Origin of the sequence: Kitasatospora sp. NPDC057904 (assembly GCF_042887925.1) — a bacterium.
In the GTDB taxonomy this organism is placed as follows: domain Bacteria; phylum Actinomycetota; class Actinomycetes; order Streptomycetales; family Streptomycetaceae; genus Kitasatospora.
The window spans coordinates 113,650-130,219 of record NZ_JBHVOL010000022.1 but is presented as its reverse complement, the minus strand read 5'-3'; the positions used below and the strand labels follow the sequence as shown (position 1 = coordinate 130,219).

Sequence of the window (16,570 nt, the reverse complement as noted above, 5' to 3'; positions counted from 1 at the left end):
GACGCGGACGCCGCCCAGGCCCGCCTGGCCGCCGCCCGCGCCAAGAGCGCCGCCGCCGAGGCCACCCGCGCCGCCAACGCCACCGTCGCGATCGCGGCCCAGGCCGCCGCCGCGGCCGGCGACGCCCAGCGCGCCGCCAACGACGCGGCCGCGCACGCCGAAGCGGCCGCCACCGCGGCCGAGCAGGCCCGCCAGCACGCCAGTGACGCCTCGAACTGGGCCAACGTCGCGAAGGCCGCCGCCACCGCGGCCGACGCCGACGCCAACTCGGCCGACAACTCCGCCAAGCAGGCGCACAAGGTCACCGACATCGCCCGCGCTTCCGACCAGGAGCGCCTGGACGAGCAGCAGGCCGTCGAGATGGCCGCCGCCGACGAGGCCTCCCGCGAGGCCGACCTCAAGGCGAGGACCGCGGCCTGGGAGTCCGGCAAGGTCACCCAGTTCGCCGCCGACACCGACCAGCTGATCAAGGACGCCACCGCGTCCGGCGTCGACGCGAAGACCGCCGTCCTCAAGGGCCGTCAGGCCGCGCTGCGCCTGCTGGACGCCGGCGGTCCGTGGACCAAGGCCGCCGCCCAGACGGCCCTGGAGGGTGACGACAGCGCCGTCCAGGCATTCCTGAGCAGCACGCTGTCCGTCGCCCGCGACCGGGACGACCGCACCAGCGTCATGGCCATCGCCCAGGCGCCGGGCAAGCTGGAGAAGCGCCTGGCCGCCGAGACCGCCTCGGTCGGCACCCCCGACCAGGTGAAGGCCTTCCTCGCCACCGGCCAGTACCCGGGCAAGGACGACGACGACCGTGTCGCCCTCTCCCAGATCATGGCCAACGGCGGCCCCGGCGTGAAGGCCGCGGCCGGCAAGGCCCTGGACGGCACGATCGACGACGTCCGCGCCTTCCTGACCACCGGCCAGTTCAAGGCCCGCGACGACGACAACCGCGTCCTGGTCACCCAGGCCCTGGCCAGTGGGGGTCCCGAGGTCAAGGCGGCCGCGCAGGCCGTCCTGTCCGGCCCCGCCGACGGCCTCGTGCCGTTCCTGCAGACCGGGATCCTGAAGGCCCAGCAGCGCGACGCCGTCACGGCCGCCCACGTGGCGACCATCGCGGCCTACCTCGCCACCATCGACGGCTCGGTCGCCCAGGCGCGCCAGTACGCGGCCCAGGCCGGGCAGTCCTACGCCACCGCCAGCAACCTGGCCGACCAGGCGGCGGGCTACGCCAACCAGGCCAGCCAGTCCGCCCAGCAGGCCCAGGGCTTCGCCAACCAGGCCGCGCAGTCGGCCCAGGCCGCCCAGGCCAGCGCCCAGCAGGCCGCCCAGTACGCCCAGCAGGCCCAGGCCAGCGCCGCCTCCGCCAACGAGGCGGCCCGCAGCGCCGGCGTCTCCGCGGCCGCGGCCACCGGCTACGCCGCCCAGGCCCAGCAGTACGCGGCCACCGCGAAGGCAGCATCCGACCAGGCCCAGGCCTCCGCCGCAGCCGCCCAGCAGAGCGCCGCCGAGGCCGCCAAGGCCGCCGCCGACGCCCAGGCCGCCGTCTTCCAGAAGCAGCAGGCCGAGGCCGCCAACGCCCAGACCCCGTCCGGCACCGCCGGCTCGGACACGAGCAACGGCGAGAGCGGCGGCCGGGCCTACTACATCGAGGTCGTCCCGCACGACGACGTGAAGCAGGAGATCGTCAAGGACGACATGTCCAAGTGCATCACCGACGACCCCGGCACCATCGGCGGGTGGCTCTTCGGTGACTCCAAGACCTGGCACAACAACGCCGCCGGGCAGCAGGTCTGCACCGTCCCGGTCAAGGTCAAGGTCACCGGCACCGTCGACTACGTCATGCGCACCTGCCCCGAGGCCGGACTGACCGTCGACGCCTGCAAGGGCAAGTACAGCGTCTGGGACACCGTCGTCCTCAACACCGTGCAGCTCGACGGCAAGACCGCGTACGACTCCACCATCGAGCTCAGCTACTCCGACTACGCCCAGCACTACAAGGTCTACTGCGGCCCGGAAGGCGGGTGCGCGACCGGCGACAGCTCCAGGCTGCTCCTCCACCTGCTGACCGACGACTTCGTCAAGTGCTTCAACAACCCCGGCCTGAACGCCTCCTGCGCCTGGGCGGCGGCGACCTTCGCCCCCGTCGGCAAGCTCGCCGAAGCCGGCAAGGGCATCATCGCCTTCCGCTACGCCCTGGAGACCGGCGTCGGCATCGAGGACGCCAAGCTCGCCCTCCAGGCGACGCTCAAGGGCTACAGCCAGGCCACGATCAACAGCTTCACCAGCATGGCCGACACCATCACCAAGTTCCGCACCTCGCTCAAGGACGGCGTCGGCACCGACGACGCGCTCGCGGCCCTGAAGCAGAACCCGAACGCCGACCCGGCCCTGGTCAACGAGCTCCAGGACGAGGCCGACACCGTCAAGAACCTCCGGCAGGCCTGCAAGACCAACAGCTTCCCGGCCGGCACCCTCGTACTGATGGCCGACGGCACCCGCCGTCCCATCGAGCAGATCCGCGTCGGGGACACGGTCACGGCCACCGACCCGGCCACCGGCGCCACGACCGCGCAGCGCGTCGAGAACACCATCTACACCCCCGACGACCGTGACTTCACCGAACTCACGATCACCGCGCCCGACGGCACCACCTCGCCCGTCACCTCCACCGACCACCACCCGTACTGGTCGGAGAGCGCCCACGACTGGCGCGACGCCGCCGGCCTGACCGTCGGTGACACCCTGCGCACCTCCGACGGCCAGACCGCCCGGATCACCGCCACCCGGCACTGGACCACACTCCAGCCCGCCTACAACCTCACCGTCAGCAACGTCCACACGTACTACGTGCTCGCGGGCGCGACCCCGGTGCTGGTGCACAACTCCAACACCGACGACTGGTGCCCGGCGGTCTTCGCCATCCTCGGCAACGGCGAGCACATGTCGCCGGCCGGCCTGATCTACGCGCCCGGCAAGATCGCCCACGTCCTCGAACACATGTCGAACATCCAGGGCAGGGCGACGCACACCGTCTTCCTCGAGAGCAACCCGATCAAGGCCCTGGACCTGGTGGACGAGGCCTGGACCATGAGGGCGAAGGGGATCCCCGTCGACGCGTGGGCCAAGGACGTCCCCATGGGCAGGGTGATCGGTACGAACGGCGAGAAGTGCATCCGGCTGGCGGTCGACTTCGCGACCGGCCGTATCAACACCGCCTACCCGGTCGTGTGCTGAGACACCCTCTTCCATCCATGAGACCCTCCTGAGGAAGGCTCGGCCCGCCCCGTCGAACGGGGCGGGCCGAGCCCTTTGCGGAGGGCCACCCGACGTTGGGAAACAATCACGCCATGGGCAACGACATCACCCGCACAGTGGACGGCCTGTGCGAGGCCGAGGACTCGGACGTCTCCGTACTGCGCGCCGAGGTCGAATCGCGGGTCGCCACCGGCGAGTTCGGCTGGGCCGGCGACCTCGCGGCGGAACTCGCCGCCCGCACCGCCACGGGAGAGGACCGCAAGGGGCACTGCGCCGCGGTCCTGTACTGGACACTGAACGCCCTGGCCGCCCGCCCCGGAGCGGACAGCCTGCGCGCCCTGGTGCGCGTGCTGGACTCGCCGCACCAGAGCGTCTCCCCGCGCTACCTGGCCGCGGTCGTGGCCCACGGGCACCGCATCGAGGACATCGCCGACGTGGTGTTCGACCAGGTGCCCGAGGCCGCCCAGGCCCGCGAGTTCGCGGCCTGCCTGCTCCACGAGACGGTGCTCGTCTCCGACGCGGTCAACGGCTACCCCGCGCTGCGCGCCTTCGCCGACACCCTCGTGGCCGAGGGCCACCCCCTCGCCGTGCTGCCGCTGGACCTGCTGCCCGAGGAACACGGGCTGCGGCGCCCCGCGGACGCCGCGGACGACTGGACCTGGACGGTTCCCCCCGTGTGGCCGGAGCCGGGCGACGCACTGGAGACCACGCCGGCGATGCGGCAGCGGACGGCCGACGCCGATCCCACCGAGACCGGCGTGCCCGCGACCGTGGAGGCCATGGGCGCGGCCGTCGCCCACTGGCTCGCCCAGTCCAACGGGAAGATCGCCGCCCAGGAGTTCTGGCTCCCGGACCCGGTCACGCCCGAGGACGTCCCCGCGCTCCTCGCCCTCCTGCCGCTCACCCCCTGGCCCGCGGACGAGGCCCCGGCCAGGCTCCACCCGTCGAGCCCCGACCTCGCGCTGCGCACCCTGCTCACCGCCGCGCTGCGCGCACCGGCCTACGGCCACGGCTGCTACGGCGCCTACGGCAGGCTCGCCGCCTGGCGCTCCCTGGCCGCCCTGACCGCCGGCCCCGCCGACACACCGATCGCCGAGACCGCCGACCGGGTGCGGCAGACCAGCTGGTTCCGCATCGGCACCGCCTCCGCCCCCTGGTTCCACAACGTCGCCTGGGACCTCGCCCTCGCCGCCCTGCGCCCCGGCGGCCAGGAGTTCGCGGTCCTGGCCGCCACCGACACCGACTGACCGCGGCCGTCCGGCCGACGGGTGTCGCGACGTCAATAGCCCCGTGCGGCAACGCCGGGCCATCGTTGCCGACGGCCGCCCACATCACCGTGAACAACCCGGCCTGTTTCACCGCGGCCGACGTCGCGGAGAACCAGCAGGTGCTCGCGGCCGCCGGCCGGTAGTCCGCGGCAAGGCGTCCCAGGGGTCGGCCCCGAAGAGAAAGAGCCCGCGCCGGGGCCCTGGCCGGCCGCCCGGGAGCGGGCCCGGCCGGGTGACCTGTACATGATGCCGTAATCACGTTGTGACAGGGGGTACCTGGTTCGTCCCCGTCCAGGTGTGGTGGGATGTGCCCCGTTGCCGGGCGACGGGCCTGGTGGTGGGCGCTGAGGGGGCGGTGCGTGGTGAGGAGTGGATGGCTGCTCGGGCTGGACGGGGACGCGGCGCGGGTCGCGGGTCTGGGTCTGGTCCGGCTGGCGGCGGACGAGTGGGCGGGCGGGCCGGACGGGGCCGCCGAAGGGTCCACCGGGGCCGCCGCATGGCTGTGGCACGTGCGGGCGGCGTCGTTCGCGGACACGTGGCTGGCCTACGGCGATTCGCCGGCGCCCGGGCTGCGGGTACCGGCCGGGGCGGTGCTGGAGTCGCTCGCCCGCCGGGCCGCGGAGCTGGTCCTGCGGGCCCGGCGGGACGACGGGCCCGCGGCGCTGGAGTGGCTGGGCCTGTGGTCGGCCGAGGCCCGCGAACGGGCGCACTGGGCGGACACCGCCCACCCCAGCGAGCCCGCCGCGCTCGTCCTGGTGTGGCACGGCGTCCAGGCGATCACCGCCGAGGACCCGGAGGACCGCGACGCCCACGGCCGGCACATCACCGAACGCTGCGAGGCCTACGTCCGCGAGCGGCACCGCCGCCAGGACACCCTGGCCCTGCTGCTGTCCTGCGCCCGGATCGCCGCCACCGCCCTGGTCGAACTGGGCGACGGCGACCCGGCCCGCGCCGGCCGGTGGCTGGAGGACCTCGCCGACCGCACCGTGCCCCACGACGGCCCGGCGCCACTGTGGGTCCCGGGCCGGCCGTCGCAGACCGCGGGCTGAGAGGGCGGGCGAGGGGCCCGCACACACCCCTGCGGGGCACCCGGGCAGGCCGCCGGGTCCGCCGGGGGCCGACCGGCTGAGGGGGCTCGGCAGGTGGCTGCGGCGAGGACGCCGAGGTACCGGCCAAGCCCCGAGCGCACGACTGCGGAGCACGTCACACGCCCCACCACGGCCCGGCGCCGCTGTGGATCCCGGACCGGCCGTCGCAGACCGCGGGCTGACCATGGCGGGGAAGCGCCGGGGCTCCTCGGGTCGGGCCCGGGCCGCGAATCGTCCCACCGGGGCACCCGCAGCCGGCGAGACACTGCGGCGCCGACACGGGCCGGAGCCGACCCGAGCGCCCTGCCCGACCGACCGGCTGACGCGCCACGACGGGGAAGCGCCGGGGCTCCTCGGGTCAGGCCCGGGCCGCGAATCGTCCCGCCGGGGCACCCGCAGCCGGCGAGACACTGCGGCGCCGACGCGGGCCGGAGCCGACCGGACAGGCCACGGAGGGCGAGAGCTCGCCCACCACTCGCCGGGGCCGCGCCGCGACGGGTACCCGAGCGCCCTGCCCGGCCGATGTGCCACGGCGAGGACACGCGGGAGACCGCAGGCCGGGCCGGGCAGCAGACGGCCCCCGCTGGGGCGCCGTGGCGCCGGCCAGGGCCGGGCGAGGGGCCCGTGCCGCTGCGGGTGCCCCGGCGCCCGGCCTGCCCGCAGAGGGGCCGCGGCGAGCAGAATCCGGTGCGGCGCCGGGCCGGGCCCGACCGGCGAGCCCGTGGGGACGTGACCCTGCTCACCGTATGACGGTCCCGTTCCCCCCATACCGGCCCGCTCCCCCGCGCCGGGGCGTCGGCGCGGGCCGGGCAGAACTGTGCGCGGCGGGGCGGACTCGCCGGGCCGGCCGAGCGCGAACCGGAGCCGCGAGCCTCCCGGGTTCGGCCGGCATCGCCGCCCCGCTCAGGCCGGCAGGCGCAGGCGGAACAGGGCGCCGCCGCCCTCGGCGGCTTCGGCGGTGAGGGTGGCGCCGTGGGCCTGGGCGATCTGGCGGGCCATGGCCAGGCCCAGGCCGGAGCCGGGGAGGGCGCGGGCGGCGGAGGCGCGGTAGAAGCGGTCGAAGACGTACGGGAGGTCCTCGGGGGCGATGCCGGGGCCGTGGTCGCGGACGGTGAGCTCCAGCCGGGTGAGGCGGACTTCGACGGTGCCGCCGGGCGGGCTGAACTTGGCCGCGTTGTCGAGCAGGTTGGAGAGCAGCCGGGCGAGGCGGGCCGGGACGCCCGCGACGGTGCGTTCGGCCGCGGGGGCGTCGAGGGCGTCCCGGTCGCCCAGGGTGTCCAGGGTGAAGGCCACGGCCGGCCAGTGGCCGCGGGCGGTGTCGACGCAGTGTTCGACGAGCGGGGCGAGGGCGACCTGTTCGAGCAGCGGCTGGGGTTCCTCGTCGCGGGCGAGTTCGATGAGGTCGTTGACCATGCCGGTCACCTCGCGCAGCTGGCGGCGCAGCGCGGATGCCGCCCGCTCCCGTTGACTGTCCGTCAGGCGGTCCGCGCGGGAGAGGAGTTCGGCGTTGGTGCGCAGCGCGGTGAGCGGGGTGCGCAGTTCGTGGGAGGCGTCGGCGACGAGGCGGCGCTGGGCGGCGACGGACTGTTCGAGTTCGCCGAGCATGGTGTTGAAGCTGTCGGCGAGTCTGGTCAGTTCGTCCTCGCGGCGTCCGGGTGGCAGGTCGATGCGCAGGCCGGCGTCGCGGGTGGCGGCGATGCGTTCGGCGGTGCGGGTGAGGCGGGTGACGGGGGCGAGGGAGGTGCGGGCGACGGTGAGGCCGAGGAGGGCGGCGAGCAGGACGCCGCCCGCGGCGACGGCGGCCATCAGGGCGCCGGCCTGCCGGACGCCTTCCTCGACGCTGTCGGAGCGCAGGGCGACCTGGACGGCTTGGCGGGTGCCGGGTGGTGCCGCGGTCATCGGGGTGGTGAGCATGCGGGCGGGGTGGCCGCCGATGGTGAGGTCGGTGAAGTAGCCGGGGCGTTGGCGGGCGGCGACCTGGCGGGTGGTCGGGGTGACGGGCAGCAGGTAGGGCTCGTTCGCCGTCTTGGTGGGGTCGGCGGGGACGATCTGGGCGCAGGCGGGGGCGGCGAGGTAGTTGCATTCGCCGTAGACGACCTGGGGGCCTTGGTCGCGGTGCTGCTGCTGGACGAGGGTGGCCTGCTGGGTGAGGTGCTGGTCGAGCTGGTGGTTGAGTTCGTAGCGCACGACGCTGAACGCGGCGGCGCTGATGCCGAGGGCGACGACGGCGACGGCGGCGGTGCAGGCGAGTGCGAGCCGGGTGCGCAGTGGGCGCCGGCGTCGCCAGCGGGCGTGTGCCGCCCTCATGTCGCCCGGTCCGGGGTGTCGGGGGTGCCGAGGCGGTAGCCGACGCCGTGCACGGTGTGCACCAGGCGTGGTTCGCCGCCGGCTTCCAGTTTGCGGCGCAGGTAACCGACGTACACGGCGAGGGAGTTGGAGTCGGGGCCGAAGTCGGCGCCCCACACCCGTTCCATGATCACCTCGCGTGGGAGGACCTGGCCGGGGTGGCGCAGCAGGACGTCGAGGAGGGCGAATTCGGTGCGGGAGAACTCCACCGGGCGGCCGGCCCGGGTGCCGGTGCGGGTGTGCGGGTCGACCTCCAGGTCGGCGAAGCGCAGGCCGGGTTCCTCGTCGGGGGCGGTGGCGCTGCGGCGCAGCAGGGCGCGCAGGCGGGCGGCGAGTTCGTCGAGGGCGAAGGGTTTGACGAGGTAGTCGTCGGCGCCGGCGTCGAGGCCGTCGACGCGTTCGCTGACGGAGTCGCGGGCGGTGAGCACGAGGATGGGGATGCGGTCGCCGAGGGCGCGCAGGCGGCGGCAGACGGCGAGGCCGTCGAGGACGGGCATGAGGAGGTCGAGGACCATCGCGTCGGGTTGCCAGGAGGCGACCTCGGTGAGGGCGGCGAGGCCGTCGGCGGCGCCGCGCACCTGGTAGCCCTCGATGGCGAGGCCGTCCTCGACGGCGGCGCGCACCTCGGGGTCGTCGTCCACGACCAGCACTCTTTGCCCGTTGGCTTGCCCGTTGATCATGTGGGTCAGCCTCTCAAATGCTCTCTGAGAAGTCTCTTAGACGGCCTGAGCAGGCTCGTCGGCATGTGGACGACGACAGAACACGAGACCGCCGAGGAGCTCCCGCCGCTGTCGGTGGTGATCGGGGCGGGCGGCACGGGTGGGCACATCTATCCGGGGCTGGCGCTGGCGGAGGCGCTGCGGCGGGCCGATCCACGGGCGGTGATCTCCTTCGTGGGCACCGAGCGCGGTCTGGAGACGACGCTGATCCCGCAGGCGGGCCACCGGCTGCACACGGTCGACATGATCCCGTTCGACGCTTCGCTGGGCCCGCGCCGCTACCTGTTGCCGGCGGCGCTGCTGCGCTCGGGCCGGCGGTGCCGGGAGATCCTGCGGGAGCAGGGCGCGCAGGTGGCGGTGGGGATGGGCGGGTATCCGAGTGCGCCGGTGATCGTGGGCGCGCGGATGGCGGGGCTGCCGAGCGTGGTGCACGAGTCGAACGCGGTGCCCGGGCGGGCCAACCGGTTCGCCGCCCGGCTCACCCCGCACGTGGCGCTCGCCTTCGACCGCACGCGGGAGCACCTGCCGGCCGGGCGGGAGGTGCAGACGGTCGGGATGCCGCTGGTGGGGGCGGTGGCCCGGCTGGAGCGGGCGGCGCTGCGGGCCGAGGCGCGGCGGCACTTCGGTGTGCCGGAGGGCGCCGGGCTGCTGGTGCTCAACGGCGGCAGTCTGGGGGCGGCGCGGCTGACCGCGGCGGCCGTCGAGCTGGCCGGGCGCTGGCGTCACCGCACCGACCGGCGGCTGCTGGTCAAGACCGGCCCGGCCGCGCTCCCCGAGGTGCGGGCGGCGCTGGCGGGCAACCCGGTGGCGCACGCGGTCGCCTACCTGGACCGGATGGACCTGGCGTACGCGGCGGCCGACCTCATGGTGTGCCGGGCCGGCGCGGCGACGGTCGCCGAGTTGTCGAGCGTGCGGATGCCGGCCGTGCTGGTGCCCTATCCGCACGCGCCGCACGACCACCAGACGCACAACGCGCGGGTGCTCTCGGACGCGGGCGCCGGTCTGCTGCTGGCGGACGGGGAGTGCACCGGCGAGCGCCTGGCGGAGCTGGTGGATCCGCTGCTCGCGGATCCGCGGCGGCTCGCGGCGATGGCGGCGGCGGCCGATCCGGGTGACCACGCGGTCGCCGCGGACCTGCTCGCGGCGAAGGTGCTGCGCGTCATCGGGCGGGCGCCGGCACCCGCCTCTGCCCCTGCCCCTGCCCCTGCCCCTGCCCCGTACGGGCTCTGAAGCACCGCTCTGAAACACCGCTCTGAAACCCGAAGAACTCTGGAGGACAGTGATGACCAACCCCAACGACACCGTGCAGCAGGACTGGAGCGGGCGGACCGTCCTGGTCACCGGCGCCGAGGGCTTCATCGGCAGCACCCTGGTCGACCTGCTGGTCGAGCGCGGTGCCCGGGTGCGGGCCCTGGTGCACTACAAGCCGTACGCCGAGCGCGGCTACCTCGCCCGCTACCTGGCCGGCCCCGACGGCGCGGTGGAGATGGTCGCGGGCGACGTGCGGGACGCCAACCGGGTCCTGGACGCGGTCGCCGGCTGCGACACGGTCTTCCACCTCGCGGCGCTGATCGGCATCCCGTACAGCTACCAGGCGCCCGAGGCGTACGTGCAGACCAACGTCGTCGGCACGCAGAACGTCGCCGCGGCCTGCCTGCGCCACGGCGCCCGCCTGGTGCACACCTCCACCAGCGAGGTGTACGGGACGGCGATCACCGCGCCGATCGACGAGCGGCACCCGCTGCAGCCGCAGTCCCCGTACTCGGCCTCGAAGATCGGCGCGGACATGATGGCGCTGTCCTACTGGCACGCCTTCGAGCTGCCGGTCGCGGTGGTGCGTCCGTTCAACACCTACGGCCCGCGCCAGTCGGCGCGTGCGGTGATCCCCACCGTGCTGGCCCAGCTCCACTCCGGTGCGCGGGAGATCAGGCTCGGTTCGACCACCCCGACCCGCGACTTCACCTACGCGACCGACACCGCGGAGGGCTTCCTGGCCGTCGCCCGCGCCGGCCGCGCGCTCGGCGAGGTCGTCAACCTCGGTACCGGCAGCGAGGTGTCGATCGGCGACCTGGCCAAGGCGCTGATCGTCGCCTCCGGCCGGGACGCCGAGATCGTCGTCGACCCGAGCCGGCTGCGCCCGGGCGGCAGCGAGGTCGAGCGGCTGCTGTCCGACAACCGCAAGGCGCGCGAACTGGCGGGCTGGGAGCCGCTGGTGGGCCTGGACGAGGGGCTGCGCCGCACCTCCGACTGGGTCGGCGAGCACCTGCACCTGCTCGCGCCGGAGCGCTACCAGGTCTGACCGGGGCCGCTGGTGACGTGGTGACGGGTCGTCAGGTCCGTCACCACACAGGAGCTTTCAGTGGGTCGCCCCCTCCGGGACGCGCAGGTCGGCGGAGGTGATGGCCGCGGCGGTGAGCAGGGCGTGCAGCGCGTGGGCGACGACGTCGGCCGGCAGGGAGGGCTGGGCGCGGTCGAGGACCTGCTCGGGCAGGGCGGGTATGTGGACGAACCCGCCGCGCACGCCGGGGCGTTCGGTGGCGAGCAGGTGCATCAGCGCGTAGAAGACGTGGTTGCAGACGAACGTCCCGGCGGTGTGCGAGAGGGAGGCGGGCAGGCCCGCCGCCCGCACGGCGGCCACGCAGGCCTTGACCGGCAGCGTCGCGAAGTAGGCGGCGGGGCCGCCGGGGACGACGGGCGCGTCGACGGGCCGGGCGCCCGCGTTGTCGGGGATGCGGGCGTCGTCGACGTTGATGGCGACGCGCTCGACGGTGACGTCCGGGCGGCCCGCCGCCTGGCCCAGGCAGACCACCAGGTCCGGGGCGCACTCCCGCACCGCGGCGCGCAGTTCCTCGGCCGCCCGCCCGAAGACGCAGCTCAGGCGGACGGCGGTGACCAGCAGCCCCTCGGGCGGGTCGGCGGCGACGAGGCGGGCGACCTCCCAGGACGGGTTGACGTCGGCGCCGTCGAACGGTTCGAAGCCGGTGAGCAGGACCCTGGTCATGGGCGGGCCTTTCCGAGAAGGGATCAGGTCAGAACGCGAAGAGCGACATGATGGCGATGTTGCACACCAGCAGCGCGCCCGCGGTGGGGATCTGGGCCTTGATCGGCCCGTACTGGTCCTTGAGTTCGAGCAGCGCCGCCGGGACGAGGTTGAAGTTGGCCGCCATCGGGGTCACGAGCGTGCCGCAGAAGCCGGCCAGCATGCCCACGGCCAGGACGACGCCCGGGTGGCCGTGCAGCTGGGTGATGAGGACCGGCCAGCCGATCGCGGCGGTCATCACCGGGAAGGCGGCGAACGCGTTGCCCATGATGATCGTGAACAGGGCCATGCCCAGGCAGTAGAGCGCCACCGCCGCGTACTTGCTGCCGTCCGGCAGGAAGTGGGTGGTGATCCTGCCGACCTGGGCGCCGACGCCGGCGGCCTGGAAGATCGAGCCCAGCACGGCCAGGAGCTGGGGCAGCAGCAGCGACCAGCCCATCGCCTCCAGCAGCCCGCGCCCGGAGTGCAGGGCGACGACGGGGTTGCGCTCGCGGGTGAGCAGCAGGGCGATGCCGAGCGCGACGAGGGAGCCGATGCCGAGCCCGAGGAGCGTCTCGCTGCCGGTCTGGAGCAGTGGACTCCCGCCCAGGTGCACGCCCTTGAGGAGCGTGCCGCAGGCGAGTGCGACCAGTGGCAGGGCGAGCGCGGGGACGAACAGCTTGCTGCCCAGGCGCGCGGCGGAGGCGGCCCGCTGCTCGGGGGCGGCGGCCGTGGAGGTGCCGCGGCCGGTGAGGCCGAAACCGGCCAGGCAGATCATCGCCAGGACGGCAGCGCCCAGCGGGGCCGCGGGCGCGCTCTTGTCGGCGACCCAGCTGCCGTAGACGAAGCTCGCGCCGAGCAGGCCCCAGAAGGCGGCGCTGCCGTGGCGCTTGGGGTTGGTGCGGTCCACCGCCATCTGCGCGGCCATCGCGAGGAAGACGGCCCCGACCAGCCAGTACAGCCACTCGACCTTGATCACTTCGTCTTCTCCTCGACGCGGGCGGCGGCAGCCTCGTCGGCCGCGGGGGCGCCCTGGACGTCCCGGGCGAGGGTGGCGTCCAGGCGCAGCAGGCGGGCGCCGTGGACGAGGGTGGCGCAGACCGCGGTGGGGATGGCCCACAGCGCGAGCTGCACCGGCTCCAGGTCGGTGTGGTAGGTCGCGTTGACGAAGCCGGTGATCAGGAGGATCGAGCCGACGGCGAGGAAGCAGTCCTCGCCGAAGAACAGGCCGACGGTGTCGGCGCTGGCGGCGAAGGAGCGCAGGCGTTCGCGGGCCCGTTCGGTCAGGGTGCCGTGGCGGCGCTCGGCGGCGGCCTCGGCCATCGGCGCGATCATCGGGCGCACGGCCTGGGCGGGCCCGCCGAGGCCGGTGAGGCCGAGGGCGGCAGCGAGCTGGCGCACCACCAGGTAGACGGCGAGCAGGCGTCCGGCGCTGACCCTGGCGAGCTTGTTCATCAGGGTGCGGGCCTGCTCCTGCAGGCCGTGGCGCTCCAGGAGGCCGATCACGGGCAGGGTGACGGCGAAGAGGGTCACCGAGCGGCTGGAGGCGAAGCCCGTGCCGAAGGCCTCCAGGACCTTCATCGGGCTCATCCCGCCCAGGAGTCCGGTGACGACGCCGGCGGCGCCGACGACGAGGAGCGGATTTCGCCGGGTGGCGAACCCGGCCACCACGACGAGGATGCCGATCAGAACGATCATGTTCCTGACCGCCTTTCAGAGGGGCCTCCGCCCCTGTGGGTGGCCGCCTGGGGCGCCGCGGGCGGAGGAGGTCCCGGCTGGGTGGGCCGCGACCGTTCGGGGGTTGCCGAGAGGCTAGGGGATTGTGGAACAATCCGACAAGAGTTCAGGAGGTGGAACGTGACCGGGGTTTTCGACGCACTCGCGGCCGACCGGAGCCGGATCGAACGCGCCAGCGCCGCCCAGCGGGTGGCCGACGTGCTGCGCGACCACATCACCGAGGGCCGGCTCGCCCCCGGCACCCGACTGTCGGAGGAGGCCCTCGGCGACGCGCTCGCCGTCTCGCGCAACACGCTGCGCGAGGCGTTCCGGCTGCTGGCCGACCAGCGGCTGGTCGTACACGAGCTGAACCGCGGCGTGTTCGTCCGGATCCTCAACCCGGCCGACGTCGCCGACATCTACACGCTGCGCCTGGCCCTGGAGACGGCCGGCGTGCGCGCCCTGCACAGCGCCGCGCCCGAGCGCCTGGCCGCGGTGCGGGCCGCGCTCGCCCGGGCCGAGGGCGCCGAGGCGCTCGGCGACTGGGTCACCGTCGGCACCGCCGACCTGCACTTCCACCTGGCCGTCGCCGGGCTCGCCGGCAGCGAGCGGATCGACGAGTGCATGGCGCGCCTGGTCGCCGAGCTGCGCCTGGCCTTCGCCGCCGTCCCCTCGGCGCGCGAGCTGCACGCGCCGTTCCTGCGGCGCAACCAGACGCTCACCGGGCTGCTGGAGTCGGGCGAGATCGACGACGCCGAGGTCGAGCTGACCCGGTACCTGAACGACGCGCGCGCGGTGATCATCCGGGCGATGACGGGGGGCGTGAGGTGACGCCGCCGCCCGATCCGACGGTGATCGACCTCAACGCCGGGCATTCGACGGTGATCGACCTCAACGCCGACCTCGGCGAGGGCTTCGGGCGCTGGACCCTCACCGACGACGAGGCGCTGCTGTCGGTGGTCACCAGCGCCAACGTCGCCTGCGGCTTCCACGCCGGGGACCCGTCCACCATGCGGCGGGTGTGCGCGCTGGCCGCCGAGCGGGGCGTGCGGATCGGCGCGCAGGTCTCCTACCGGGACCTCGCCGGCTTCGGGCGCCGCGCGATGGACGTGCCGCCGGACGAACTGGCGAACGAAGTCGCCTACCAGATCGGGGCGTTGCAGGTGTTCGCGCAGGCGGCCGGGGCGCGTGTCGCGTACGTCAAACCGCACGGCGCGCTGTACAACCGGACGGTGCACGACGAGGAGCAGGCCCAGGCGGTGGTCCGGGGCGTCCACCTGGCCGCGCCGGGCCTTCCCGTCCTCGGCCTGCCCGGTTCGCGACTGCACGAGGCCGCCGGGCGGGCCGAACTGCCGGTGGTCGCCGAGGCGTTCGCCGACCGCGCCTACACCCCGCACGGCACGCTCGTCCCGCGCCGCGAACCCGGCGCCGTCGTGCACGAGGCGGACGCCGTCGTCCGCCGCTCGGTCGCCATCGCCCGCGACGGCGAGGTCACCGCACGCACGGGCGAACGCGTCCGGCTGCGGGCCCGCTCCCTGTGCGTGCACGGCGACACCCCCGGCGCCGCGGACCTCGCCCGCCGGGTCCGAACGGCCCTGCGGGCGGCCGGAGTCCGGGTGGAGGCGTTCGCGTGAGCACACGAGTCCTGCGGGTCGGCCAGGACGCGCTGCTGGTCGAGCTCGACGGCGCCGAGGAGACCGCCGCCTTCCACGCCGAACTCCAGCGCCGGCGCGCCGCGTCCGTGCTCCCGCCCGTCGCCGAGGTCGTGCCCGCCGAACGGACCGTCCTGCTCGACGGCGTCGCCGACCCCGACGCCCTGGCCGCCGAACTCACCGGCTGGCACGTGCCGCCGCTGCGGGCGACGTCCGACGAGACGGTGACCGTCCCGGTGCGCTACGACGGCGCGGACCTCGCCGAGGTCGCCGCGCTGTGGGGCGTCGCCGAGGACGAGGTCGCGCGCATCCACTCCGCGACCGAGTTCCGCGTCGCCTTCAGCGGCTTCGCCCCCGGCTTCGGCTACCTCACCGGCCTGCCCGAGCGCTACCGGGTACCGCGCCGGGCCGTCCCGCGCCCCGCCGTCCCGGCCGGCTCGATCGCCCTCGCCGGACCGTACACCGGCGCCTACCCGCGCCCCTCCCCCGGCGGCTGGCAGCTGATCGGGCACACCGACGCCGTGCTGTGGGACCCCTCCCGCGAGCGCGCCGCCCTGTTCAGCCCGGGCACCCGGGTCCGCTTCGTCATCGAGGACGCGTGATCAAGGAAGCATGACCGTAACCGTTGTGAGCACCGGCCTGCTGACGACCGTCCAGGACCTCGGCCGCCCCGGCCACGCGCACCTGGGCGTGCCCCGCTCCGGCGCCCTCGACCAGCCCGCCCACCGCCTCGCCAACCGCCTGGTCGGCAACCCCGCCACGGCCGCCACGCTGGAGACGACCGTGCTCGGCTGCGCGGTGCGCGCCCGGCGCGCCGTGACGGTGGCCGTCACCGGCGCGCCGTGCGCCGTCCGCGTCGACGGACGGCCCGCCGCGTGGGCCGCGCCGGTGCGGGTGCCCGCCGGGGCGCTGCTGGAGGTCGGCGCGGCCACGTCCGGCGTGCGCAGCTACGTGGCGTTCGCGGGCGGACTGGCCGTCACCCCCGTGCTCGGCAGCCGCTCCACCGACCTGCTGTCGGGGCTGGGCCCCGCGCCCCTGGCCGTCGGGGACGAGCTGGCGCTCGGCACGCCGTGCGGCCCGGCGGCCGGGGCGGACGTGGTCGCCTCCCCCGCCGCGCCCGACCCGCTGCTCCTGCCGGTGCTGATCGGCCCGCGCGACGACTGGTTCACCGAGCGCTCCCTGGCCGTCCTCACCGGTTCCGGCTACCGCGTCTCCCCCACCAGCAACCGGATCGGCCTGCGCGTGGACGGCCCGCCGCTGGAGCGCGCCCGTGAAGGCGAACTCCCCAGCGAGGGCATGGTCCTGGGCGCCGTCCAGGTCCCGCCGGACGGCCGCCCGGTGGTCTTCCTCGCCGACCACCCCACCACCGGCGGCTACCCCGTCATCGGCGTCGTCCCCGCCGCCGCCCTACCCGCCGCCGCCCAGGCCGCCCCCGGCACCCCGGTCCGCTTCACAGCGGTACGACGCCGGCGGTGAGTTCGGCGGTGAGCCCGCCGCCCCGCACGGCCAGCAGCTCCGC

14 protein-coding genes are annotated in these 16,570 nt (G+C 75.0%); 9 read left to right on the top strand and 5 right to left on the bottom strand.

Translation table 11 applies throughout. The annotated features are described in order from the left end of the window. The 3 genes from ACFVSN_RS36885 to ACFVSN_RS36875 form a co-directional block, all read left to right on the top strand. Nucleotides 1-3,222: polymorphic toxin-type HINT domain-containing protein (locus tag ACFVSN_RS36885; protein WP_387957809.1), on the top strand; the 3,222-nt coding region annotated here is incomplete at its 5' end. Nucleotides 3,223-3,335: 113 nt separating this feature from the next. Further along, nucleotides 3,336-4,490 (top strand): DUF6183 family protein, encoded by a 1,155-nt coding sequence (locus tag ACFVSN_RS36880; RefSeq protein ID WP_387957807.1) that lies wholly within the window; start codon nucleotides 3,336-3,338, stop codon nucleotides 4,488-4,490. A 380-nt stretch (nucleotides 4,491-4,870) separates the two neighbouring features. Continuing rightward, complete coding sequence (locus ACFVSN_RS36875) at nucleotides 4,871-5,560, top strand: hypothetical protein (RefSeq protein WP_387957805.1); 690 nt, start codon at nucleotides 4,871-4,873, stop codon at nucleotides 5,558-5,560. A gap of 942 nt (nucleotides 5,561-6,502) precedes the next feature. Here ACFVSN_RS36875 and ACFVSN_RS36870 read toward each other — a convergent pair. Both ACFVSN_RS36870 and ACFVSN_RS36865 read right to left on the bottom strand, forming a co-directional pair. After that, a complete protein-coding gene (locus ACFVSN_RS36870) occupies nucleotides 6,503-7,906 on the bottom strand; it encodes an ATP-binding protein (protein WP_387957803.1) in 1,404 nt (467 codons plus the stop codon). Next, nucleotides 7,903-8,625, bottom strand: a complete 723-nt coding sequence (locus ACFVSN_RS36865; protein ID WP_380502432.1) for a response regulator transcription factor — start codon at nucleotides 8,623-8,625, stop codon at nucleotides 7,903-7,905. Before ACFVSN_RS36865 ends, ACFVSN_RS36870 begins: the two co-directional genes overlap by 4 nt. 63 nt (nucleotides 8,626-8,688) lie before the next feature. On the opposite strand from ACFVSN_RS36865, the gene ACFVSN_RS36860 reads away from it, so the two are divergent. Then, the gene (locus ACFVSN_RS36860) at nucleotides 8,689-9,894 is read left to right on the top strand and encodes a glycosyltransferase (RefSeq protein ID WP_387957801.1); all 1,206 of its coding nucleotides are present in this window, start codon (nucleotides 8,689-8,691) and stop codon (nucleotides 9,892-9,894) included. A gap of 52 nt (nucleotides 9,895-9,946) precedes the next feature. Continuing rightward, a complete protein-coding gene (locus ACFVSN_RS36855; protein WP_387957799.1) occupies nucleotides 9,947-10,963 on the top strand; it encodes an SDR family NAD(P)-dependent oxidoreductase in 1,017 nt (338 codons plus the stop codon). 57 nt (nucleotides 10,964-11,020) lie between these two features. On the opposite strand, the gene pcp is transcribed toward ACFVSN_RS36855, so the two are convergent. Genes pcp through ACFVSN_RS36840 form a run of 3 tightly spaced genes read right to left on the bottom strand, consistent with a single transcriptional unit; the run spans nucleotide 11,021 to nucleotide 13,381 of the window. Continuing rightward, entirely contained in the window at nucleotides 11,021-11,665 is a 645-nt protein-coding gene (gene pcp, locus ACFVSN_RS36850) for a pyroglutamyl-peptidase I (protein WP_387957796.1), read from the bottom strand. 28 nt (nucleotides 11,666-11,693) lie between these two features. Further along, nucleotides 11,694-12,662 (bottom strand): DUF979 domain-containing protein, encoded by a 969-nt coding sequence (locus ACFVSN_RS36845; protein WP_387957794.1) that lies wholly within the window; start codon nucleotides 12,660-12,662, stop codon nucleotides 11,694-11,696. After that, complete coding sequence (locus tag ACFVSN_RS36840; protein ID WP_387957792.1) at nucleotides 12,659-13,381, bottom strand: DUF969 domain-containing protein; 723 nt, start codon at nucleotides 13,379-13,381, stop codon at nucleotides 12,659-12,661. Before ACFVSN_RS36840 ends, ACFVSN_RS36845 begins: the two co-directional genes overlap by 4 nt. A 159-nt stretch (nucleotides 13,382-13,540) precedes the next feature. Between ACFVSN_RS36840 and ACFVSN_RS36835 the strand changes: the two genes are divergently transcribed. The 4 genes from ACFVSN_RS36835 to ACFVSN_RS36820 are packed head-to-tail and all read left to right on the top strand — an operon-like array spanning nucleotide 13,541 to nucleotide 16,527. After that, entirely contained in the window at nucleotides 13,541-14,230 is a 690-nt protein-coding gene (locus ACFVSN_RS36835) for a GntR family transcriptional regulator (RefSeq protein WP_380443358.1), read from the top strand. Next, nucleotides 14,227-15,033 carry a LamB/YcsF family protein gene (locus tag ACFVSN_RS36830; RefSeq protein WP_387957790.1) on the top strand — a complete coding sequence of 269 codons (807 nt, stop codon included), beginning with the start codon at nucleotides 14,227-14,229 and terminating at the stop codon, nucleotides 15,031-15,033. Before ACFVSN_RS36835 ends, ACFVSN_RS36830 begins: the two co-directional genes overlap by 4 nt. Then, nucleotides 15,030-15,653 carry an allophanate hydrolase subunit 1 gene (locus ACFVSN_RS36825; protein ID WP_380443354.1) on the top strand — a complete coding sequence of 208 codons (624 nt, stop codon included), beginning with the start codon at nucleotides 15,030-15,032 and terminating at the stop codon, nucleotides 15,651-15,653. The genes ACFVSN_RS36830 and ACFVSN_RS36825 overlap by 4 nt, the downstream gene beginning before the upstream one ends. 10 nt (nucleotides 15,654-15,663) lie before the next feature. Further along, nucleotides 15,664-16,527: a biotin-dependent carboxyltransferase family protein gene (locus tag ACFVSN_RS36820; protein ID WP_387957788.1), complete on the top strand. Its 864-nt coding sequence runs from the start codon at nucleotides 15,664-15,666 to the stop codon at nucleotides 16,525-16,527. Nucleotides 16,528-16,570: the final 43 nt, after the last annotated feature.